24 protein-coding genes are annotated in these 22,608 nt (G+C 45.7%); 19 read left to right on the top strand and 5 right to left on the bottom strand.

Features of this window, described 5'->3' with window-relative positions:
* Positions 1-17 precede the first annotated feature (17 nt).
* Complete coding sequence (locus ABIC22_RS02370; protein ID WP_354477873.1) at positions 18-674, bottom strand: TetR/AcrR family transcriptional regulator; 657 nt, start codon at positions 672-674, stop codon at positions 18-20.
* Positions 667-1,863, bottom strand: a complete 1,197-nt coding sequence (locus ABIC22_RS02365; protein WP_354477870.1) for an MFS transporter — start codon at positions 1,861-1,863, stop codon at positions 667-669. Before ABIC22_RS02365 ends, ABIC22_RS02370 begins: the two co-directional genes overlap by 8 nt.
* A 232-nt stretch (positions 1,864-2,095) precedes the next feature.
* On the opposite strand from ABIC22_RS02365, the gene ABIC22_RS02360 reads away from it, so the two are divergent.
* From ABIC22_RS02360 to ABIC22_RS02335, 6 genes are all read left to right on the top strand, one after another.
* Positions 2,096-2,761: a TetR/AcrR family transcriptional regulator gene (locus ABIC22_RS02360; RefSeq protein WP_354477867.1), complete on the top strand. Its 666-nt coding sequence runs from the start codon at positions 2,096-2,098 to the stop codon at positions 2,759-2,761.
* A 112-nt stretch (positions 2,762-2,873) separates the two neighbouring features.
* Positions 2,874-4,013: a serine hydrolase domain-containing protein gene (locus ABIC22_RS02355; RefSeq protein WP_354477864.1), complete on the top strand. Its 1,140-nt coding sequence runs from the start codon at positions 2,874-2,876 to the stop codon at positions 4,011-4,013.
* 489 nt (positions 4,014-4,502) lie between these two features.
* Positions 4,503-4,832: an ArsR/SmtB family transcription factor gene (locus ABIC22_RS02350; RefSeq protein ID WP_127539643.1), complete on the top strand. Its 330-nt coding sequence runs from the start codon at positions 4,503-4,505 to the stop codon at positions 4,830-4,832.
* A complete protein-coding gene (locus ABIC22_RS02345; protein WP_127539642.1) occupies positions 4,829-6,265 on the top strand; it encodes an arsenic transporter in 1,437 nt (478 codons plus the stop codon). The genes ABIC22_RS02350 and ABIC22_RS02345 overlap by 4 nt, the downstream gene beginning before the upstream one ends.
* 2 nt (positions 6,266-6,267) lie before the next feature.
* Positions 6,268-6,693 (top strand): arsenate reductase (thioredoxin), encoded by a 426-nt coding sequence (arsC, locus tag ABIC22_RS02340; protein ID WP_174818725.1) that lies wholly within the window; start codon positions 6,268-6,270, stop codon positions 6,691-6,693.
* 158 nt (positions 6,694-6,851) lie between these two features.
* A complete protein-coding gene (locus tag ABIC22_RS02335) occupies positions 6,852-8,360 on the top strand; it encodes an alpha/beta hydrolase family protein (protein ID WP_354477859.1) in 1,509 nt (502 codons plus the stop codon).
* Positions 8,361-8,420: 60 nt separating this feature from the next.
* Here the strand turns inward: ABIC22_RS02335 and ABIC22_RS02330 are convergent, their stop codons facing one another.
* Complete coding sequence (locus tag ABIC22_RS02330; protein WP_354477856.1) at positions 8,421-8,966, bottom strand: GNAT family N-acetyltransferase; 546 nt, start codon at positions 8,964-8,966, stop codon at positions 8,421-8,423.
* Between the two features lie 399 nt (positions 8,967-9,365).
* Between ABIC22_RS02330 and ABIC22_RS02325 the strand changes: the two genes are divergently transcribed.
* The gene (locus ABIC22_RS02325) at positions 9,366-10,349 is read left to right on the top strand and encodes an alpha/beta fold hydrolase (protein ID WP_354477853.1); all 984 of its coding nucleotides are present in this window, start codon (positions 9,366-9,368) and stop codon (positions 10,347-10,349) included.
* Between the two features lie 57 nt (positions 10,350-10,406).
* Here ABIC22_RS02325 and ABIC22_RS02320 read toward each other — a convergent pair whose 3' ends face one another.
* Positions 10,407-10,613, bottom strand: a complete 207-nt coding sequence (locus tag ABIC22_RS02320; protein WP_354477850.1) for a DUF1272 domain-containing protein — start codon at positions 10,611-10,613, stop codon at positions 10,407-10,409.
* 170 nt (positions 10,614-10,783) lie between these two features.
* Between ABIC22_RS02320 and ABIC22_RS02315 the strand changes: the two genes are divergently transcribed.
* Together ABIC22_RS02315 and ABIC22_RS02310 are read left to right on the top strand one after the other, a co-directional pair.
* A complete protein-coding gene (locus ABIC22_RS02315; protein ID WP_354477848.1) occupies positions 10,784-11,206 on the top strand; it encodes an Lrp/AsnC family transcriptional regulator in 423 nt (140 codons plus the stop codon).
* Positions 11,207-11,344: 138 nt separating this feature from the next.
* A complete protein-coding gene (locus tag ABIC22_RS02310; RefSeq protein ID WP_127539636.1) occupies positions 11,345-11,851 on the top strand; it encodes a GNAT family N-acetyltransferase in 507 nt (168 codons plus the stop codon).
* Positions 11,852-11,985: 134 nt separating this feature from the next.
* Here ABIC22_RS02310 and ABIC22_RS02305 read toward each other — a convergent pair whose 3' ends face one another.
* Positions 11,986-12,477, bottom strand: coding sequence for a DinB family protein (locus ABIC22_RS02305; RefSeq protein WP_164764325.1), 492 nt, complete (start codon positions 12,475-12,477; stop codon positions 11,986-11,988).
* 196 nt (positions 12,478-12,673) lie between these two features.
* Here ABIC22_RS02305 and ABIC22_RS02300 point away from each other — a divergent pair, with 196 nt between their 5' ends.
* The 10 genes from ABIC22_RS02300 to ABIC22_RS02255 all read left to right on the top strand — a co-directional run bounded on the left by ABIC22_RS02300 (position 12,674) and on the right by ABIC22_RS02255 (position 22,480).
* A complete protein-coding gene (locus ABIC22_RS02300) occupies positions 12,674-13,093 on the top strand; it encodes a hypothetical protein (protein ID WP_127539634.1) in 420 nt (139 codons plus the stop codon).
* The gene (locus tag ABIC22_RS02295) at positions 13,090-14,379 is read left to right on the top strand and encodes an ammonium transporter (protein WP_127539633.1); all 1,290 of its coding nucleotides are present in this window, start codon (positions 13,090-13,092) and stop codon (positions 14,377-14,379) included. Before ABIC22_RS02300 ends, ABIC22_RS02295 begins: the two co-directional genes overlap by 4 nt.
* Positions 14,380-14,529: 150 nt before the next feature.
* A complete protein-coding gene (locus ABIC22_RS02290; RefSeq protein ID WP_354477843.1) occupies positions 14,530-15,471 on the top strand; it encodes a YwqG family protein in 942 nt (313 codons plus the stop codon).
* A gap of 185 nt (positions 15,472-15,656) precedes the next feature.
* On the top strand, positions 15,657-16,118 hold the full coding sequence (locus ABIC22_RS02285) for a DinB family protein (RefSeq protein ID WP_127539631.1): 462 nt from the start codon (positions 15,657-15,659) through the stop codon (positions 16,116-16,118).
* 138 nt (positions 16,119-16,256) lie between these two features.
* Positions 16,257-17,198, top strand: a complete 942-nt coding sequence (locus ABIC22_RS02280; protein WP_354477839.1) for an aminoglycoside phosphotransferase family protein — start codon at positions 16,257-16,259, stop codon at positions 17,196-17,198.
* Entirely contained in the window at positions 17,195-17,926 is a 732-nt protein-coding gene (locus ABIC22_RS02275; RefSeq protein ID WP_170948143.1) for a response regulator transcription factor, read from the top strand. Before ABIC22_RS02280 ends, ABIC22_RS02275 begins: the two co-directional genes overlap by 4 nt.
* A gap of 66 nt (positions 17,927-17,992) precedes the next feature.
* The gene (locus ABIC22_RS02270; RefSeq protein ID WP_354477836.1) at positions 17,993-19,135 is read left to right on the top strand and encodes a sensor histidine kinase; all 1,143 of its coding nucleotides are present in this window, start codon (positions 17,993-17,995) and stop codon (positions 19,133-19,135) included.
* 117 nt (positions 19,136-19,252) lie between these two features.
* Complete coding sequence (locus ABIC22_RS02265) at positions 19,253-19,975, top strand: HAMP domain-containing protein (RefSeq protein WP_354477833.1); 723 nt, start codon at positions 19,253-19,255, stop codon at positions 19,973-19,975.
* The gene (locus ABIC22_RS02260) at positions 19,972-21,834 is read left to right on the top strand and encodes a transglycosylase domain-containing protein (protein WP_354477830.1); all 1,863 of its coding nucleotides are present in this window, start codon (positions 19,972-19,974) and stop codon (positions 21,832-21,834) included. Before ABIC22_RS02265 ends, ABIC22_RS02260 begins: the two co-directional genes overlap by 4 nt.
* Positions 21,835-21,934: 100 nt before the next feature.
* Positions 21,935-22,480: a DUF2569 domain-containing protein gene (locus ABIC22_RS02255; protein WP_354477827.1), complete on the top strand. Its 546-nt coding sequence runs from the start codon at positions 21,935-21,937 to the stop codon at positions 22,478-22,480.
* The last annotated feature ends 128 nt before the right edge of the window (positions 22,481-22,608 follow it).

The raw sequence follows: 22,608 nt of genomic DNA, 5'->3' as shown, positions 1-22,608 counted from the left end.
TTTGTCAGTTTACTTCGTCAGCTTTCCTCCGATGTTCTCTCACCATAGACATATTGGAGAAGCATACTGACAAACTGTTCCGGCATCTGCGTATCCGAGGCATGGAGGATGTTTGAACAGCTGGAAACACTTTTCTGAAGCATACCCATCATCGCTGTAAAGATAAACTGGGCTAGATGAAGAGGGGGTAGAGTACTCCTTATGCTTCCATCAACAGTTCCCCTTGATAATGCGCCAAGAAGAAAATGTCGTTCTTTTCCGTTTTGGGTGAACAGTTGATACCGCTCTTTCAGCTCCTGATTAAATTCATATGACTCATAGTTAATGTCAAATAATTGAATAAATCGAATATGGTCCGGATAATTCCGGGCAAAAGTAATCCAAGCGTTCAACATGGCAGCAAGTTGTTCATAGCCATTCATGAATTCCATTTCAGCTGCAGCACGACTAACATGATTCGTTAAATGCTCTATTAACTCCATATGAATAGACAGAAGAAGATCATCCATAGACTGGAAGTGTTTGTAGAAGGTTACTCTGCTAAGTTTGGCTTTGGTACAAACATCTTTGATCTTCATTTGAAATAGTCCATAATTCAAAAAAAGCTCTTTACCAGCTGAAATCAGATCATCACGATGTTTATTTTTTAATTGCTGATGCCAATTTTCATTCACTTGTAGATAACTTTCCTTTCTTGGAGCGGAATACATTCACGGTAAGCGGCAGAGAAGCCAGAAGCATGACTGCCCCAAAAATATAAGGAAGGTTAATGTTTGTATCAAATAAAGAACCTGCAATAAGCGGGCCAAATATGGTTCCAAGACTGGAATATGTGGTATTCAGACCAGATGCATACCCTTGTCGATCTCCTGCGTTTTTGGATATTAGCGTGCTGACCGAAGGCCGCAAAAAAGAATTAAATGCAAAGAATAACGCAGAAGCAAACAAAAGAAAAGCAAGGTTAACTTTAATCAGCATTAACATTAAAGCAATAGGCGCAATAATCAAAGAAAGCCGAATTAACTTGATCTCACCCATCCTTTTCACAAACCAATCAAGCAACCAAACTTGAATAACTATACCGATTATGGCCCCTAGGGTAATAATGATAGAGATTGTAGCAGCATCAAACCCGTATTTTTTCTCTACGAAAAGGGCAAATACCGTCTCATAACTCATGAGACCGAAGGTCATAACGAGAAGCAGAAGTAAGTACTTGAAATAGGGAACTTTAAAGGAACTCAAAACTTTTTTTCCAAAGTGATTTCCATCCGGATTGCGTAAAGAGCGCGTTCTTTTTTCAGGCGCAAGTGTCTCGGGCAATAGGAGTGTTAGCAGCGTAGCGATTAAGCCAAGACCAGCTGCACAGAAATAAGGCATACGAATGCCCATTTCGGCAATGAGACCACCAAGACCGGGTCCAAGGACCATTCCCAAATTCATGGCTGCTCCAAAATACCCCATACCCTTAGCTCGCGTTTCGTGGGTTGTAATATCGGCCACATAGGCCAAGTTCGATGGGATCATTAAACCTAAGCTGATTCCACCAATAAAGCGAGCAACGTAAAGCAGAGGCAATGAAGTCGAAAGCGCAAATATGACATCAGCAACGACAGAAAGAAACATGCCGGCCATGATTAACTTTTTGCGTCCAAATCGATCAGATAATTGTCCTCCCAGAGGTGAAAATAAGAATTGAGCTGCACCAAATGCAGCGACCAGAAAACCAGCGACAGTTCCGCCTGCATGGAATAGCTTCAAATAATCAGGCAATATTGGAATAAGCATTCCTTGACCCAATAAAGCTATAAATAGATTTAACATTAAAATGAAGAGTGGGAAGCGAACCGACTTTGGTAACATAAAACGAGCTCCTTTGTTTACATTGTGTCAACCTTTACATGATGTAAACAATTTTAATACGCATGTGGAGGATTTGTAAATCGCATTTTATAAAAATATCTCAACCTCCATCTAACAGTGCCTCGCGCCTGAACACCCAAATCAAATGATTTTGATTTTATGGTATTGACATTATAAGGATGATCGAATATATTTTTTACATACCAACTGAATGTATGAAAGGAGAAAGCGAGTGGCAAGGAATAAATATCCCGAAGAAACAATCAACCAGATTCTAACCGTTGCTCTTAACCTGTTCATACAAAAAGGATACGAGCAAACCTCCATTCAGGATATCATTAATGAGCTGGGTGGGCTGACAAAAGGGGCAATTTATCATCACTACAAGTCAAAGGAAGAAATCTTCCAGGCTGTCACCGACCATATGTTCAAAGGCGCTGACGAGATGCTGTCCGGCATCAGGGATGACAAGGAGCTGAACGGCCTGGAGAAGCTCCGGAAGATCTCCCGTGTATCTCTAGACAATCCAGCCCAGAACGAAATGGCATCGGCGGCGCCGAGCCTCCTGCACAATCCAAAGCTGCTGGCGGCACAATTCGAGAACATATTCATAAAAGGCGTACCCCTCTATATCCAGCCCATCATCGAACAGGGTATGCGAGACGGTTCGATCCGAACCGACTATCCAAGGGAGCTAAGCGAAGCGCTGATGATTCTTACCAACTTTTGGCTAAACCCCGCGGTCATTCAAACTACTCCCGAGATGATGTTGCGTAAGGTAAGGCTTTTCGATGAAATATTGAAGGGTCTGGGGCTTGACCTGTTCGATGAGCAAATGATTCAGCGTTACGAGGAATTGTACCGTTTGTCAGCTCGAGAAGTCAGCAAAGAAAACTAAACTGCCGAAAGGCAGCTTATTTTTAAACTATACATACCATCAGTCGGTATGTATATATGATCAAGGCTCAAATGTGTGTTAGAAACTAAACTTATTATAAGGAGATGTGAATATGATGAATCAGTTTAATTCGTCAGAAAATATGAAGGAAAAAAGATTCGCTGCGGGGCAGGATCGTCCGGAGCTACAGAAGGCCATCCAGGAGATAGTCGATTCCGGTTTCCTAGGGGTGCAGCTGCGCGTGCACGATGAGCAGGGTGAGTGGGTCGGTAGTGCGGGGGTGAGCAAGCTGGGCGACGCCGCGAAGCCACCTACCAATGGGCACTTCCGGATCGGCAGCAATACCAAGACCTTCACCGCGACCGTGGTGCTGCAATTGGTTGCCGAGGGTAGGATCGGGCTGGAGGACCCAGTGGTAGACTACCTGCCTGAGTTCGGGCTTGACCGGATGATCACGGTGCGGATGCTGCTGCAGCATACCAGCGGGGTGTTCAACTTCACCGGCGAGTACTACGAAGACGGGACGGTCGCGCCGGGCATCCCTTGGCAGGGGCAGGAGTGGGTAGATAATCGGTTCAAGACCTATCGGCCAGAGGAGCTGGTACAGCTGGCATTGACCAAGCCGATGCGATTTGAGCCAGGAACGGGATGGAGCTATTCCAACACCAATTACGTGCTTGCCAGGCTGCTGATCGAGAAGGTCACCGGCAGCTCGCTCGCCGAGGAGATGCAGCGACTGATTCTGGGGCCGCTCGGGCTGTCTGGTACGGTCGTACCTGGCACCCAGCCGGAGATCCCTGAACCGCACGCGCACGCCTACTACCGGTACGAGAACGCCGGCGAGCAAAAGACAGTCGACATCACCAACCAGAACCCCTCCTGGATTTCCACTGGAGGTGACATGATCTCGACCACCAAGGATCTCCACACGTTTATCTCGGCGCTGATGGGTGGCAAGCTCCTTCCGGCCCCTCTGCTGGCCGAGATGTGCAAGCCTTACCCCAAAATCGGCTATGGCTTGGGGGTGTTCGTACAGGACGCCGGATCGAACAGCGGTGGCACCATCATCACCCACAACGGTGGTATATCGGGCTACGCGGCACTAATGTACAGCACGCCGGACGGCAGCAAGACCCTGACGGCCTCCATCAACTATGTGGACGACGCCGCAATGTCCCTGGCAGGGCCGTTCCAGAAGGCGACGCAGAGGCTCGTCGAGGAGGTGTTCGGCGGGGGTGACCAAGTTGAGTAAAAAACTGGTAATCTAGTGAATGACTCGGATCGGGCGGTACGGAAATATAAAATTTTATAAGAGATGTTACGCAAAGGAGAAGATCGTTCAATAATGAACATAAAGCCAGCCGATTATTTTGATCGGCTGGCTTTATTCAACTAACGGGCAGGTTGTTAAATGTATTATGCTTGAGTAATTCGTATGCAGCACAACTTAATAATGCAATCTTAAAACAATGACACGTAGAGGTATATGAGCATAATGACTTATTAGATCAAGGTGGAGTCATTGAATATCAAACGAAAGATATAATTAAGATGAAAGACGGTCATTATTTTATAAAGTCAAAATGTGAATTTTTAGTTCGAGAGCAAGGTCGGTCATTTATATTGCCGACTTTTTTTGGAGTACTAGATCTCTTTATATTCGTCATTGCTTATATAAGTGACTTATTATATGCTTTTATCATTAAAGAAACCGACGAGAATAATTACAGGGGGTGTACATATGGAACAAAACATTCAGGAGATGGCTGAGGCGTATAAGTTATTAGCTGATAAGACACGTTTGACAATTATTGCCCTACTTCAGGAACAAGAACTTTGTGTATGTGATATCACAGACATTATTGGCATGTCACAACCAAACGCCAGTCAGCATCTTCGAAAACTAAAGGCAGCCGGTCTCCTTAATGAAAAGAAAAAAGGGCAGTGGGTGTACTACTCTCTTAATCCAGATGCAGAAGCATATGTTCAGTGTGTGTATCCCTATCTGCCATCCATGAAAGATAAAATAGCAGGATTGAAAAACTGCTGCGGTCCTCAGGAGGAAGCATGACCATTATCGCGATTTTAATCTTTTTGCTTACATTGACTTTTGTGATTTGGCAGCCTAAGGGGCTTAATATTGGATGGTCAGCGTCAGCTGGAGCTGTCCTTGTTCTCCTTTTTGGGGTCGTCAGTCTATCCGATGTAGGTACGGTCACAGGAATCATATGGAACGCCACGCTTGCTTTCGTAGCCATTATCTTAATTTCTCTGATTTTAGATGAAGTCGGATTTTTTGAATGGGCTGCACTGCACATGGCAAGGCTCGCAAGAGGTAATGGCAAGCTGATGTTCGTTTATGTTGTGCTGCTTGGAGCAGGTGTGGCAGCGTTCTTTGCAAATGACGGTGCCGCACTGATCTTAACGCCCATTGTACTTGCTATGGTCCGAGCGCTCAAATTTGATCAAAAGATGATTTTACCTTTTATCATCGCAAGTGGTTTTATTGCAGATACAACTTCACTTCCGCTCGTCGTTAGTAACCTCGTCAATATCGTTTCTGCTGATTACTTTGGCATTGGCTTTGTGGAGTACGCAAGTCGTATGATTGTTCCGAATTTCTTTTCAATATTAGCGAGTATTCTGGTCCTGTTCTTGTTCTTTAGAAAGAGCATTCCAGGGAACTACGAAGTCAGTCAGCTCAAAAAGCCAGCTGAAGCGATCAAGGACAAGAAACTGTTCAACATATCTTGGGTGATCTTAGCCGTGCTACTGGTGGCATACTTGATGAGCGAGTTCATTCAAGTTCCGGTGTCTGTTATCGCTGGGGTTATTGCCATCTTGTTTATATTAGCTGCAAGGCGGAGTCACGCTATTCAAACGTGGAAGCTCATTAAAGGGGCTCCATGGGCAGTTGTGATTTTCTCCATTGGTATGTACGTCGTCGTTTATGGACTGCGAAATGTGGGATTGACGGATGAACTTGGTAAGGTCATTCAAGCTATTGCTCACCAGGGGCTCTACATCTCCACACTGGGTATGGGCTTTCTGGCTGCAATATTATCTTCGGTAATGAACAATATGCCCACAGTGATGATTGATGCGCTTGCTATTGATGGAACGAGTACGCAAGGTGTCATCCGGGAATCGCTGATTTATGCCAATATTATCGGTAGTGACCTGGGTCCAAAAATTACACCGATCGGATCGCTCGCCACACTTTTGTGGCTAAATGTACTGTCCCGTAAGGATGTAAGAATCACGTGGGGAAGTTATTTCAAAATCGGGATTGTGCTCACCATCCCAACGCTCTTTATCACGTTAACTGGACTGTATTTGTGGCTACACTTGATTCATTCAACAAACATAAATGTTTGGTTAATGATTGCCGTAATCACAGTAGCATTGGTTGTTATCGCTATGATCATAAAAACGTTAATTAACTCAAAAATGGGCGAAGCGAAAGTACAAGTAAGCCAAGCCAAAGATAAAGGAGATCAATAATCATGAACAACAAACCACTTGTTTACTTTTTGTGTACAGGAAACTCTTGCAGAAGCCAAATCGCTGATGGATTTTTGAAGGCACTTGGTAGTGATAAATATGAGGTGAGAAGTGCAGGATTAGAAGCCCATGGCTTAAATCCTCGTGCTGTTCAAACAATGAAAGAAGCTGGAATCGATATTTCAAGTCATACATCAGATGTGATTGATCCTGAGATTTTAAAACAAGCAGACTACATCATCACGCTTTGTGGTCATGCCAAAGATAATTGTCCAGTTGTACGTAATGATAAAGCTGAAAGATGGCACTGGGGCTTCGATGATCCAGCCAAGGCGACAGGTACAGAGGAAGAAATCACAGATACATTCGCTGAGGTCCGCGATTCAATTAAAGCTCGGATCGAGCAGTTCTTGAAAGAAGGTAAGTAAAATGGATCACGCTGAAAAGAAATACCATGCACTTATAACTGATAAAGTTGAAGATTCTTACAAGTGTGTAAGGCAATTGTCATTTAAATCAATGGCAGTCACATAGCTGCTCCTTTAGACTAATCCACATATAGGATTATTTTTAAGGGGGAGTTGGCGTGAGGCTTTTAGAAATGCTGCTTTTCTTTTGTAGTGTTTGCTTGTTGGTGCTCCTGTTCGTCAATAATCAACGTATTCGAAAATCAATCCTGCTCGTGACAAGCGGAGCGAGTTTCATTTTTGTAGTGGTCCATTTGCTTGTCGAAGGATACAGAATTCAGCTTTTATTTCTATACGGATTCATAATCCTAATGTTTATCATTTCGCTTATTGGCATGTTCATCAAGCCGAAAGTCGTTCGGAATGTCTCACGAATGCGAAGGGTACTCGGGAGGCTTTTTATCGGGATAGGGCTATTTGCAACAGGGTGCCTCCTCTACGTGTTTCCCGTCTTCAACCTTCCGGTGCCAACCGGTGAGTTGAAAGTTGGCACGCAAGCTTTCCATTTTATTGATTCAAGCCGCGAGGAGATGTTTGGGAAAACCGCGAAAGGTAAAAGGGAATTGATGGTTCAGGTATGGTATCCGGCTCAGGCTGGCACTGGCCATTACGCTCCCTTTATTCCTGATACTGAGATTTTACGTTATATGGCTGGGAATTATGGCCTTCCCGGGTTTACGTTTCAGCACCTTCAGTATGTATCCAATCATGCTTATTTGGAGGCCAAAGTCTCTTCGAAACAGAAAACATACCCATTGATCATTGCAAGTCCCGGTTTTGGCTCTTCGAGGTTCCTCCACACGACGCAAGCTGAACATCTCGCGAGCAACGGATATATCGTGGCAGTGATTGACCACACCTACAATACAATTGCAACCGAGTTTCCAGACGGTCGAATCACAACCGACACAACCAACGCCTTATTTTCGCCGGATCAGGATTATAGGGAGAGTAGAAGCATTCGCGACAAGTTGGGAGAAGTGTTAACTAACGATGTAATCTTTACGCTGGACCAGTTCGAGCTTATCCAATCGGGACAGATCCCAAGTAATCTAAAGGGAAGGTTGGATCTCGGTCATATTGGGGTGTTCGGTCATTCTATCGGCGGAGCGACAGCTTATGACGCTTCATACGATCCGCGAATCGCGGTCGGAATAGACCTTGATGGAGGGCTTTATCGTTTGAGTGACAGAGAGGGTCTGCAAAAGCCGTTTTTGTTTATCAACTCGGAAAGCTATTTCGAAAAATTAAAAATGGTGATGGAAAACCGGGTATACACGGATGAAGAGCTTAAACGTATGGGTTCAACAAGAGAGTGGGAGGATCAAGTAACGGAAGACAAAAAGTTAGAACTTGACCGGATGCGACTAGCGGCCGACGAAGGGGGGCAAATCCTTTATATCGAAAATACGGAACACTTGAATTTTACCGATGTACAGTTCATTTCACCAATTTTCAACCTGCTAGGCATTACAGGAAAGATTGCGCCCGCAAGAGCTAACTTCGCTATCAATGCCTACATGCTAGATTTCTTCGATTTGTATCTAAAACATCAAAATGGAACCTTATTGAAAGGACCGAATAGCTACTTTCCAGAGGTGACTTTCGTAAAAATAGACGACATGTGAGATATAAAAAAACAGCCACTCCTATGTTGGAGAGACTGTATTGTATTCTCTAAAGCCCCGTTACTTGAATAACTTATACCAGTATAGAGTGGTCTCAATATTAGGAGTATATGACTGCTTCAGTGTATCAGCTCCACCTAGTATGAATCCTTGTTTCACATAAAATCGGCATGCACCTAGATTATCATCTTGTGCTTCCAGGGACATTCCGATCAGATTTCTTTGTTTGGCCCACTCTTCTGCTTTATGCAAGAGCAGCTTTCCGACGCCACTGCCTCTATAATCCTTTTTAGTAGCAATGTTTTCAATATAACAGAAGCGATTCCAATCCTTAATGATTCTAATTTGTCCTACGCAAGTATTATTCATATAAGCTAAAAACAAAGCTTTATCCTCTCGGTTTATATAATGGCTCCAATCAAGTTGGTCATCTGGAAAACGTGTTTCTCTCGTTTCATCATAAAGTTCTTCTGTATAAGACCATCTTCCTGATTGTAAACTGGGGACAACTCTACCATATATGTTAAAAGAATCATTTGTCTTATTGATATCCTCTATTAAGTCATAACTTAATGGAGAAATAATGATTGTACTCTCACTGCTCAATATTACACACTCCTTTTAGGATGTTTTGATTTATATAATACCATAAAAAGTAAATTGCTCATTGTTATAATTGAAAGTAACAATTTTTACGAAAAGAGCCTTTCAAGAAGCGAAGCCAACCCGTCCTTATATGACGGGTTGGCTTCTTTTAACAGGTGGAAGTGCATGAATATTTCCTGTAGGCAGGCAACAGCACTCAAATTGCAATACACCACTGACCATCCACTATCAAGAAAGATGAAAAAAACCAAAAATTTAAACTTAACTTAAACTGGGTCCGTACTTCACCTTTAACCTGGAGGGTTATGATCGTTCTCAACGTAAAGCATCAATAACAAATGGAGGAATGAAAAAGGCATTTTGACGACGAAAAAAATATGGAGGGGAGCCGAGTATCAAGTGAGTGTCAAAAAGAAAAGTAAGATTCTAACCCTCTTCAAGAGAATGCTTGTATTCATGTTGTCGGTTGTACTCATCTGGATTTGCTTTCATCACATCATGAAGCTGGTAGAAAGAGATCAATACCCGGCAATAGGAAAGTATATCCAAGTGGAGAATGGACGGATGCATGTCTACACAAAAGGGAACGGACCAAACACCATTGTGTTATTAAGCGGCCTGGGAACTGCCTCGCCTGTACTGGATTTTGAGCCTTTAATGAATGAAATGTCCACACATAACAAAGTTGTCGTGGTAGAGCCGTTCGGATATGGCTGGAGTGATATGACCGATGAGAAAAGAACGGTGGAACACATCGTTGGGGAACTGAGAAGTGCACTGCAGCAATTGAATATCCCTGGGCCATATGTGTTAATGCCGCATTCTGTTTCCGGAATGTATAGCATGTACTATGCTCGTGAATATCCTGAAGAGGTTAAGGCGGTTGTAGGCATAGACGCAACGTGGCCAGCAGCTCTCGATTACTTCAATGAAACTCCTCCATCCATGCCAGGTTATATGAGATATGTGGCACCCGCTGGATTGGCTAGACTCGCCATCTCCCTGGATGCTCGTAATTATCTTCCCCTTGCGAGTGAGGGTACTTATTCGGACAAGAATCTAGCAATGACCAAAGCCATTACAGCATGGAATGCTTACAACGAAAATGTCGTTCAAGAGACCAATGAATTGGGTGATAATGTGAAAAAAACAGCTCATATATCATTTCCATCAGATATGCCTGTGTTGTTTTTTAGCAGAGAAGATGACAGGGTGAGGGAGGATGGTAAATCGCTATTTACTTTTTTACAAACCCAACTTACGGATCATCCTGCGAGTACAATCATCCCTTTGCAAGGTCATCATTACCTTCATTGGACCCAATCCAAGGAGATGAATGAAGCTGTCTTGAAATTCATGAATGATATTGAGGATAGGGAATAAGGAAGCTCAACGAGAAATTTTAAAAAAGGCAGCCGATCCATGATCGACTGCTTTTGTTCATTTAACAGGTGAAAGGGGACAACTTAATGAAGCTTCACTTCTTGGCCTTTGTACAAGTTCTCCTTTACAATTAGGGCACACATACTTCATTTCCACAGTACACTCATGGCAAAAAGTACATTCATGCGTACAAATATACGCTAAAGAATCCGTATGGAGCCTGCTTTCGCATGTTTCACAGGTATTTCTCATTTCCAAAGACAAAGGTAAAGACCTCCTGTATTTTTATTTTTTTGAAACGTTCTAATGATTTAATTTTAATAAATACGTTGCTTCCCTTACATAATGATCTGATTGTAATTTTATAGAATGACTTTCTTTTTAATTGAAAAAATAGTGTTTCACTTTAAAATTCTTAATGAGGAGTTATAACCATGGATGAGATTGATCGAGACATACTATTACACTTGCAGGAAAATGCCCGGTGTTCCTTTACGGAATTAGGGAAAAAAGTAGGGTTATCTACCCCTGCAGTGAACGAGAGAGTTAAGAAGCTTGAAGAGAAAGGGATTATCGCTGGCTATAAAGCAATCATCAATCCGGACAAAATAGACAAACCTATCACAGCGTTTATCCTCTATAACAATACAAAGTGTGAACAGTTCACAGCGTTTTGCAAAGATCATACAAGTGTGATGGAGTGTCATCGGCTGGCTGGATCGTACAATTATTTAATCAAGGTTTTGACAGATTCTGTTCAATCTCTAGAGAGCTTTATAGATTCTTCCATGGCATTTGGACAGCCATCGACCTTGATTAGACTTTCTTCACCTGTGGAGAGTAAAGCAATCAACTAAATGCAATGGAGTAAACCGTTCATGGTATGATATTCCCTTGCTTTTTCATAGGAATGTTTGGGGGATGACGTCTGCTTGCCTTCTCCGTTATAATATTCGTCATACTAGAGTTCGATCTGGAATGATGGGGGAGTAGAGATGAAGCTGGATAGTGTGCAGATTGAATATGCGCGTCTTGAGGATTTGCCGAGAATTGTGGAGATTTATAATTCCACAATCGAGAGCCGGATGGTGACAGCAGACCTGGAGCCTGTTACGGTTGAGCAGCGCGTGCCTTGGTTTGAGGAGCATTCACCGGACCGTCGTCCGCTCTGGGTGATGAGACTTGAAGGACAAGTTATGGCCTGGGCCAGTCTGAGTTCATTTTACGGGCGGCCAGCTTACAACGGTACGGTGGAAGTCAGTGTGTACGTCGATGAGCAATGCCGGGGTATCGGGGCTGGTGGACGTTTGTTAAATACAATTTTTGCTGCTTGTCCTGCGCTGGGAATTACAACGATTCTTGGCTTTGTCTTTGGACATAATGAACCAAGTCTTGGTTTGCTGCGCAAGCATGGCTTTGAGCAATGGGGCTACTATCCGGAAGTGGCTGTACTGGACGGTGTGAACCGGGATCTGGCGATTTTGGGCAAAAAAATAATGTAAATGATCTGCTGTCAGGCTATGAGCCATGATCAGTATTTTAATTATTAATGACTACTTCGAACTAAAAAAACCTCCAATTCACGCTGACGTGCATTGGAGGTTTTTTACGTTTTTATTTTGGATGAGGAGAGCTCTTAAAATCCGAGCGCCTGCTTGATATCCTTGATCTGCCCGAGATGGCGTTCTTCATGATAGCTTGCAAAATCAACCCACTGGGCAAGGTCCATCTCTCCAAATACAGGATGAGGGAAAGACCTGCTCCGCAGCAGGGAGGAGTCATTGTTTTGGACGAAATCAGTCAATGCCTGATGGGATTGTTCCAGATCCCGGCGAACGTCAGCTAGGGATTCCGGCTCTGCTGGAGGCTGCAGATGGGGTGGAGCATCAAGGGAACGGCTGCGGTCCAGTGAAAGCTCGTAAGGTTTTTTATCGACGGTCACATTTTGTTCCTTCTGCAGAGCAAGCTCAGCTTGCTTCACGATGATGCGCTCCATCAGGTTCAAGTGACGGAGTACCTGCATAACACTCCATTGCTCCGGTGCAGGTTTTCGGTTCAATTGTTCTTCGTCCAGCTCCGAGACGGTCTGCCAGATCTCATGCCGAATATCGTCATTGCGAGTTAACATGTGCATTCCTCTCCTTATACATGGGTTCATGCCGAATTAATGTTGTTATGTGTAATTATACAAACAAAAATAAAGCCGTCTGCGAAGAACGACTTCTCATCCAAATAATTGGACTCCAAAAAAAGATTGACGAGCAGACCACGGCAAACTATAATCGGTAACAAGTAACTTGATATGTAAGGAGTCCTGACATGATATGTTAGTAATCGACGAGGTGTACCACCATACAGCATTGCAAATATCATCGTCCGATTTATTGTACCTTATCGAGCAGCTGAAGGTCAAAAAAGAAAATGAGATTGGAACCCTCAAACATAAAATTGAACAATTTGAACAAAAGAAGCGTGCGGAGGAAGTCGCCTATCAATCCATGTCGCCCGTGCGGAAGTGGTTCGCAGGCCGTCCTGCCTCCCATCATCAGGCCGTGGAATATATGGTGCAGGTGAAGGAGCGCTTTCGCAAGATGGAACAGATCCGCCGTCATATTCGTGAACTGGATCGGATTATGGAGCAAATCGAGCATCCTCACATCAAGGAGAAAGGCGAGATTGAGCTTCCGCCCGATATGATCCGCGAGATCAGACAGCTTAGTGAAACGGAGGATGTACAAGCATGACTTTGGAGACGTTAAGCTCCGGGATCGATACGGTCTGGGTGGTACTGAGTGCGGCCATGATTTTATTGATGGAGGGTGGGTTTGCCCTCCTGGAGGCCGGGTTTGTCCGTTATAAAAATAGTGTGAACATTATTATGAAGGTTTTTGCCGACATTACGATAGGCACATTACTGTTTTATGCTGTTGGATTCGGATTGATGTACGGCTCTGATGCCGGAGGGTTTGTTGGAGTTACGGGATTCTTCCTGAATGGTGATCTGTCTCATATCGACGTGCCTGTATCGCTTGAAACGTTCTGGCTGTTCCAGGCGGCGTTCACCATCGCCGTTATTTCCATCGTATCAGGTGCGGTAGCAGAACGGATCAACTTCCGGGCCTACCTCCTGTATATCATTTTGATGACGGCTATAATATACCCGGTTGGCGGTCACTGGGCATGGGGCGGCGGTTGGCTCAGCGAGCTGGGCATGCAGGATTTTGCCGGATCGGCTGTCATTCATGCCCTGGGAGGATTCTCGGCCTTGGCTGCAGCGATCATTATTGGTCCGCGCAAAGGCAAATACACGCCTCATGGCGTGAGTGCAATTGCTCTTCCCAGCAATCTTCCGCTTGCTTCCGTAGGTGCATTTCTGTTGTGGTTTGGCTGGTTCGGTTTCAACGCCGGGAGCACACTGAGCGCCACGGATGCAAGAATCGGCCATATTGCGATTGTCACCATGCTATCAGCTGCCTCGGGTGGAGCGGTTACGATGTTATACACGCTGTTCCGCTTCAAACGTTCAGATGCTCCTTCCGTCATTAATGGATCCCTTGCCGGTCTGGTGGGGATTACGGCAGGCTGTGCATTTGTTGGCGATGCAGCAGCGATCTTTATCGGTGCGGTATCCGGCCTGCTCATGATGGCAGCAACCAATTGGCTTGAACGTCGCCGGATCGATGATCCGGTTGGTGCTTTCCCTGTTCATGCGGCATCCGGGATGTGGGGGACGATTGCTGTAGGGCTGTTCGCCACAGACGGCGGGTTATTCATGGGCGGTGGCTGGAAGCTGCTCGGTGTTCAGGCACTGGGACTCGCGGCGCTTGTCATTTGGGGCTTTGTCATGACCTGGTTCGGTCTGAAGCTCATTGGCAAAATGGTACCTGTTCGCTCCACGGAAGAAGAGGAAGATCTGGGACTGGATATTAGCTACCATGGCGTGATGGCTGCGCATCAGGCTCATGAGTTTCTCGATGGAGAAGAGCACATTCGGGCTTTACAGCGTGATTCGTCTGAGCAGATTCGTTAACAAGGTTGTATATGAAAGGAGACCTGCGGATGGTTCTGTGGGTCTCTTTTTTTGACCACAAGCAGGGAAAGAACTCGTCCCGGAAGAATATACAGGTGTGAACGTGAATATGTCTCACCATAGATGTATTGGCTGAAGGAGAGGATCTGAATGATTAAACCCGAACAATGTGAACGTCTGACTAGAAAAGCTCGCAAAACGCTGGAGGAGTACGGATTGGGCACTGCCGCTGATCTATTGGTATCCTCAAGTCGCTGGGGAATCCGGCTGGATGTATCGACACTCGATGAATATCGCCGAACGGGCAATTCACGTGTGGGCGGCAATCCGGACCTCCCTGAGCATATCCAGTGGCCGCTGACACAGGATGGTGTGCCGATGACTTTTCTTGCCCAGCTGAATCTTGTGGACTTGCTTCCATATACCCCGAATGATGGGCGCGTGAGCTTGCCTGAACGGGGAATGCTCTACTTTTTTATTGGAGTCGATGAGCCCGCCTACAATATTGAACATCATGTGATCTATGAGCCGGATTCGCATAACTTGACTAGGCGTGAGCCTGAAGGCGTTACCGCGCTGGAGACCGAATTTGCTGCACATGCCGTTACGGTACTGCCTAATTTGGAGTTTCCTACATATGCTTATGTTGATGCCCAGGCGCTGAATGCACTATCCGTACAGCAGACGGGCGAGAATGAAGTGGCAGACCCGGAAGGGGGGCTGTATGAGCGGTATCTTGAATTCGAATCGGACTGGAATCATCCGAGTACCCAGAATTGGGGCGGAATGTTCGGTTACCCTGACGGCCAGCACCCGGATGCAGAGCATCAAGCCCTGTTACAGATCGTACTTGGTGAAGAATACGAGTATGATGAAGAGAAATGCGAGAACAAGCTGACCGTCCATTATGGCGGTGATCCGGACCGCACACGGCAGGAACTGGAGGATACACTGCTGCTTCTTAAGATAGATACCCATGACGCCATTGGTTTCCAGTGGTGGGACTGCGGAGAACTGCAGTTTTTCATTCGTAAGTCTGATCTGTTTGCCGGAAGATTTGATCAAACCTATTGTTCGTTATACTCAAGTTAAAATCCAGATTGAATGTATAGAAGCAACAAAACGTCCCTGATTCCGTCTATATGATGGAGGAGGGACTTTTTTTGTTCGTGAATGTTGGTTTTGCTAGGTAGCTTGTTTATATATATAGGGGGTGTAATACTGATTGAAATACGATCATACGTTCTGTATAATGGGATGAAAAGGAAGTGATATCGGTGATTCAATCTGCATTCAAACATATTGATGTGGCAGTCGCATCATTGATTGATATCTGTGATGAGCTGTCCGAACAGGATTTGACTTTGACTCCGATTGAGGGGAAACCACCGGTTGGTGAGCTGCTCTCGCATTTGTCGATGATCTGTCGTGCAGGCGTGTACATATCAGAAGGTGCCTCGGAAGAGGAGATGGCTGCATTTTATGAAGAGAATCAACCCCGTACGTTAAGCGAGATCAAGCAGGCTCTTATTGAGAATCAGATGTATTTGTATCAACGGTACAGGCAATTTAACACGGAGGAACTGCTGAAGGTAACCGATTCCTATTGGGGGGCGTCCTATAGTCGTCTGGAATGGCTGCTCGAGATTATGGGGCACGTTTATCATCATAGAGGGCAGCTATATACAATGCTGACCCTGACGGGGAGAGAGTCCAAGGCGTATTGTTTGACTAATTGAATACATAGGTTTTTTGGTACTGCCTGAATCAGATCGTTCTAATACAATACATAGAAGCTTGCGAGTCCGGTACTGCAATAGGTTAAAGGATCAATAGACGGACGATACTATCTATACAATAAGAGCGGAGGCCATGAGTTGAAACGGAATCTCACATATCAGGCGTTACAAGGCTTGCTCCAGAACATTCCTCAACTGCATCAGGTAACAGAGGTGGAGCCCTTGTTGAGGGGTTATTCATCGGATCTGAAATGTAAGGTCTTTGTCCCGGATCAGGGGCATTTTTTGCTGCGTACATATCACCTGTCTCAGGAATCTTTGAAAAGGACTGAATATCAATGCATGACTGCCATGCGGGAATTGGGGGTCCGCTGTCCATTACCGATAAGCATGGGACGGCTGGATGAAGAGAATGGTTATATGCTGCTTGGCTATATCGAGGGTGAAGAAGCATCGGAGGCTCTTCCCCACATGAGCCAACAAAGTCAATGGGATGTAGGCATGGAAGCAGGTGCAGAACTGCGAAAGATCCATCGCTTCAAGGTAGAGGACCAAGCAGAATCGTGGTACGTTCGCAAGAGCAAGAAGCATAAGCGTTATGTGGAGAAGTATAGACAGTGTTCTGTCAAAATGGAACATGATCAGCATGTTCTGGCATTTATCGAGGAGAATCTGGACTGGATGAAACATCGGCCCGATGGATTCCAGCATGATGATTTTCATCCGGGCAATCTTGTCATCAAGGATGATAAGCTTGCAGGAGTCATAGATTTCAACCGCTTTGACCAGGGTGATCCGGTTCATGAATTTCTGAAGCTGGGCCTGTTTGCATCCGAGACGAGTATTCCCTATTCCATTGGACAGATTCAGGGTTATTTTGGCGGGAATGAGCCTGACGAGCAGTTCTGGAGATTGTATTCCTTATACACAGCAATGGCGCTTGTATCTTCTGTAGTATGGATCCAGCAGGTGAAGCCGGAAGAAACGAATGACATGATGGACAAGATTGAGCGTGTTCGGGAAGATCATGATGATTTTCGCAGATTCGTTCCCCGGTGGTATAATTTGAAGAATCAATGATTCATGGAATCGAAAGGAATAATGCCGTGGCACAGCCAGCTACCATTCTGCTTGTGGATGACGAGCAGGAAATTATTAAACTGATGGAGATTTATTTCGGCAATGAAGGTTACAGGGTTTTGACGGCAAGTGACGGACTCGAAGCACTGGAACAACTGAAGAAAGAACAGATCGATCTGATTATTCTGGATGTCATGATGCCGAATATGGACGGAATCGAAGCGTGCATGAAGATCAGGGAAGAGCAGAAGATGCCCATCATCATGCTGTCCGCCAAGAGCATGGATATCGACAAGATAACGGGACTAAGCATTGGTGCGGACGATTATGTGACCAAGCCGTTTAATCCCCTCGAACTTGTTGCCCGGGCCAAATCCCAGCTTCGCAGGTACTATACGTTCAATGAAGGACGGGAACACAAGGAGCATGAATGGGTCATCGATGATCTGGTCATCAATACGGATACACATGAGGTCTGGGTAGACGAGCAGCCTGTTCGGCTGACTCCGCGAGAATTTGCCGTCCTGGAACTGCTTGCACGTCATCAAGGCTCTGTATTAAGCATGGAGCAAATTTATAGACAGGTATGGAAAGAAGAATTTATGGAATCAAATAATACGGTGATGGTACATATCCGGAAGATTCGCGAGAAAATTGAAGTCGACAGCAAACATCCGAAGTTTATTCAAACTGTGTGGGGTGTCGGCTACAAAATGATTAAACCGTAACACGAATGCTCGATTATATCGCTACGTTGCATGGCAGTTGAAGCACATGAGCAGGGAGTCTTGTAAATGAATTCAAAATTGATTAATACGGTTCGGTGGAAGTTTATCTATGCCTTTATGCTGAGCGGGATTTTGACGTCAGCTATTCTGTATGGCGGCAGCAAGGTTGTGCAATCGATTCTGGCAGCTCAGGTATATCCCGATTACTCCATTCCAGCCAGAGGAATCCGCTGGCTGATTAACCATGTTGGTTCTGTTCCGCTGATGATTATGATCGGCGTGCTAGCTTTTGTACTGTTCTTTTTCCTGTTCACGCGCAGGGTGATGCTGGTTCTGGATGAAATTACTGACGGCATCCAGGAGGTGGCCAAAGGGGAACTGTCACACCGGATCGAGGTGAAGACATCGGACGAATTCGGCGTGGTTGCTGCCAGCATCAATCAGATGGCCGAGCAATTGCAGCAATCTCTGCAGGAAGAGCGAAGTGCGGTAGCTGCTAAGAATGACCTGATTACGGGTATCTCTCATGATCTTAGAACGCCGCTGACCTCCATTCTTGGTTTCCTGGAGTACATCGAGAAGGATCGGTACCAGGACGAGATTGAAATGCGTTATTATGTCAGCATTGCATATGAGAAATCCTTAACCTTACGGAAATTGATTGATGATTTATTCGAGTATACACGTGTTAGCGGTGGAAGCCTTCCCATGTCTCTGACACCGCTTAATCTGAATCCGTTCCTGATGCAGCTGGCTGAGGAGTTTGCTCCCATGCTGGAAGAGGCAGGCATGACGTACAAGATCACTGGCGGTCAGGAGCCGCTGTGGATTATGGCAGCTCCGGGAGAGCTTGTCCGGGCCTACGAGAACTTGTTCAGCAATGCAATCCGGTATGGAGCACAAGGGAAAGTGGTTGAAATTGCATTATCCCTTGATGAGGGAGAAGCAGTGGTCCGTATCAGTAATTATGGAGAATCTATCCCGGCTCAGGATCTGCCTCATTTATTCGAAAGGTTCTACCGGGTCGACAAATCCCGCTCGCGCGAAACGGGAGGCACGGGGCTTGGCCTCGCTATTGCCAAATCCATGATTGAGCTGCATCATGGCCATATCGCCGCATTCAGTGAGAATGGCAGAACCGATTTTGTGACCCGCTTCCCGCTGGCTCCTGCCTCTGTTCATCATGTTTCAGAGGAACAGGGAAGGTAACAGAAGCAGCCTATCTTAAGAAAATGATAAGAAGTTAACCACTTCCTTATTAAGAAGTATTCGGTAAGCTTAACCTCAATCCACAAGGATCTACTTAAATGGAGGAGGAGACCGAATATGAGAGGTTCATTACGTACAGTCAGATTAAGATACATATACATCTGTGGAGCAAGTGCGCTGCTTAGCGCCATGCTCCTGTTTGTCGTTTATCGCATGTCACGTTTCGCTTATCATCACATCTTGTCTGAGGCGACAGGGTTCACTCGTATGGTCCACTGGGGAATCAACCATGTCGGAACAAGGCCCTTCTTGATATTCATCGGAGGAGCCTTATTTGCTCTGTTTTTTTGGATTCGATCCCAAAAAATTTCAGACGATATGAATCGGATTACCTTGGGAACACAGGAGATGGCTGCGGGGCAGATCCCCGCCCCGATTGAGGTGTTGAATCGAGGTGAGCTCCGGCAGATCGCAGCCAACCTGAATGAGATCGCGCTTTGCATGCATAAGGGACAGTTGAATGGACGTGAAGATTTCGCTTCACTGACTGAATGTTCTCCAGGTCTCGATAATCATGCTTATGAAATGATGAAAAGAGATGAAGTGCAGCGAGGTTCAGCGCAATCCGAATTGCCGATTAAACTGATGCTGTATGGTGTTCGTTCTGCTCTGGAGGAAATAATGAAAGGACACTGCCGAGACGAAGCCGAGATAGAGCATTGGGTTAGGCTTGCCTATGAACAGACATTACTGTTACAGCATGCGCTTGAGTCCGTTCACCTGGATGCGCGTGAACATGCCTTCCCGGAAGAACAGGAAGGCAAGGAGCAGGGATATTGAGAAAGAAGATAAAGAAGGGAATTTATTATATTTTTGACGCAGCAGTAGTCGTTGTTGTTTTGTTACTAATGGGTTGTCTCTATATGGCTCTATACGGTGAGGCTATGGTGCGTAATCATCCGGAGGCCACAGCCAAAGCCTCTTCGACCGTTATTACTGACTCGACTGGAGCTGAAATTGCCAGATTCCGTACGCAGTCGAGCGGGTTTGCAGAATATGCGGATCTCGAAGACATGCCGGAGCTGTTAATACAGGCATTTCTGGTTACGGAAGACCGCCGTTTTTATCAGCATGAAGGGATCGATTATATCGGTATAAGCCGGGCTGTTGTGCAGGATATCGCACATATGGATTGGAGTCAGGGAGGCAGCTCCATTACGCAGCAGTTGGCCAGAAATCTGTACTTGAACGGAGAGAAAACGCTCGTGCGGAAAGTGAACGAAATGTCGATAGCCATTTCGCTGGAGAAGAGATTTAACAAGGATGAACTGCTGGAAATGTATCTGAATCATATTTATATGGGGCGCCAGCAGTATGGAGTAAAAGCCGCCGCAAGGCGTTACTTCGGCCATGAAGACCTGCATCAGCTTGAGCTATGGCAGATCGCTACGCTGGCGGGTATTCCCAAGGGGCCTTCCATCTATAATCCGGTGGATGATTATGAGCGATCCAAGCACAGACGTTCCGTTATCCTTACTCTCATGTACGAACAGGGGCTGATTACCCAAGAACAAATGCAGGAAGCGCGCCGCGTGGACTATACACCGCCCGAAGCAGCATCTGTGTCAGCTGCAGCAGATCAACCTATGCCGGATTATATATCTGCGGTCGATACAGTGATGAAGGAAGCTGCTCGTCTCACGGGCAGGCGAGAAACGGATATTCAATCTGCAGGATGGACCATTCACACCGGACTCGACAGCCAGGCGCAGCTTGCCATGGAGGAAGCATTCCGTGACCCCTCACATTTTAACGATGATCGGGAAGATGAACAGGTACAGGCAAGTATGGTTATAGTTGATCAGCATAATGGTGAAGTGAAAGCGATGATGGGTGGACGAAATCCAGTGACAGGTGGCATGAACCGGGCAATCACCGACGCAAGGCAGCCTGGTTCGGCATTTAAGCCGATTATTGCGTACGGTCCAGCTCTGGAATCGGGTCATTTTAAGCCGGAGAGCATGCTGCCTGACAAACGCACATCGTATGGCAGTTATCGACCAAGCAATCTGGGAGGACAGTATAGAGGTTCTGTCACGATGTCATTTGCACTCCAGAAATCCATTAATGCACCAGCGGTATGGCTTCTGAATCAGACGGGGCTGAAGCAGGCACATGAGTTTGCAAGCCGACTGGGGATTGAACTGGATCAGGAAGATTTGAACCTCTCCATTGGGCTGGGAGGTGTACATAAAGGAGTATCACCGCTGAAAATGGCCCAGGCCTATTCCGTGTTTGCGAATGATGGCAGATTCAATACAGCACATCTAATTCGAGAGATTAGGGACACGAATGGACAAATCATTTACGCGTATCGACCCGAGAACAAGCAGGTGATTACATCCAATACGGCTAATACAATGACCATGATGCTGCAAAATGTGGTTAGCCAGGGAACCGGCAGCCGGGCCCAGCTGAGCCGGTATAAGGTGGCGGGGAAGACGGGAACGACACAGGCAGCAGTTCCTGGAATCGGCAGGGAGGGTAATCGGGATCTGTGGTTCGTCGGTTACACGAGCAAGTGGACTGCAGCTGTCTGGATGGGATTTGACCACACCGATGCGGAACATTACATGCGTTCGGGAAGTGGTGCAGCGGCAGATTTGTTTGCATCAGTAATGAACCGTGCAGGACGGTAGAGCTAGGATCCAACCTGTTGGATTATATCTCCTGATTTACAACACAAAATATGGATCATGAGGTATAATGTACGTTTTAACAGTTTAGAGGGAGGATGAGATGGGAGATCAAGAACGTATCACCGAGGTTGACACAAGATCATTATTTTCTGAACCCGGGACAAGGGTGGAGCTGCCTGGAATATCCGGATTGGGCGGCTGGCTTATTTTAATTCAGATTAGCTTAATTGCTTCGCTGCTGTTACTGGTTGTGGATCTGTCCCAGGTTTCTGTTATCATGAATCCAGCCAGTCGGGGAATGTTCAGTGAAGCGGATCTGGACCTGTACTATCGTGTCATGAACCCGTTATTATGGTACGGAGCGATAAGTAACGTCATTCTTCTGATTATCGTTATTGTGAATTTGGTCCTGTTGTATATGAAAAAAAGGCAGTTTCCACGCATGATGATCATACTGTACTTGGCTAACGTGCTGGCTGCCATCGGGACATGGATCATGATTGGTCAGACTGAGATTCCAGGAGCGCTGAACGCGTTCGATACAACTCCCGCACGGAATTTAACCATCAGATCGATACTGACATGCTGCATCTTCATCCCATATTTTCTGAAGTCGGTCCGGGTGAAAAACACATTCGTAAAGTAATCCATTCTTACCAAGCAATCACCCAAAACATTACATGTTAAAAGGCCCGTTACAATCAGGTTGAATCCTGATGCAGCGGGCCTTTTCTATGACCGTCTGATGTATAAGTCGATATGTAATTCCAGAAC

It is taken from the genome of Paenibacillus sp. PvP094, assembly GCF_040546835.1.
Classification (GTDB): domain Bacteria; phylum Bacillota; class Bacilli; order Paenibacillales; family Paenibacillaceae; genus Paenibacillus; species Paenibacillus illinoisensis.
Note: the sequence above shows the minus strand (reverse complement) of the source record. Positions and strands in the feature narration are given on the sequence as shown.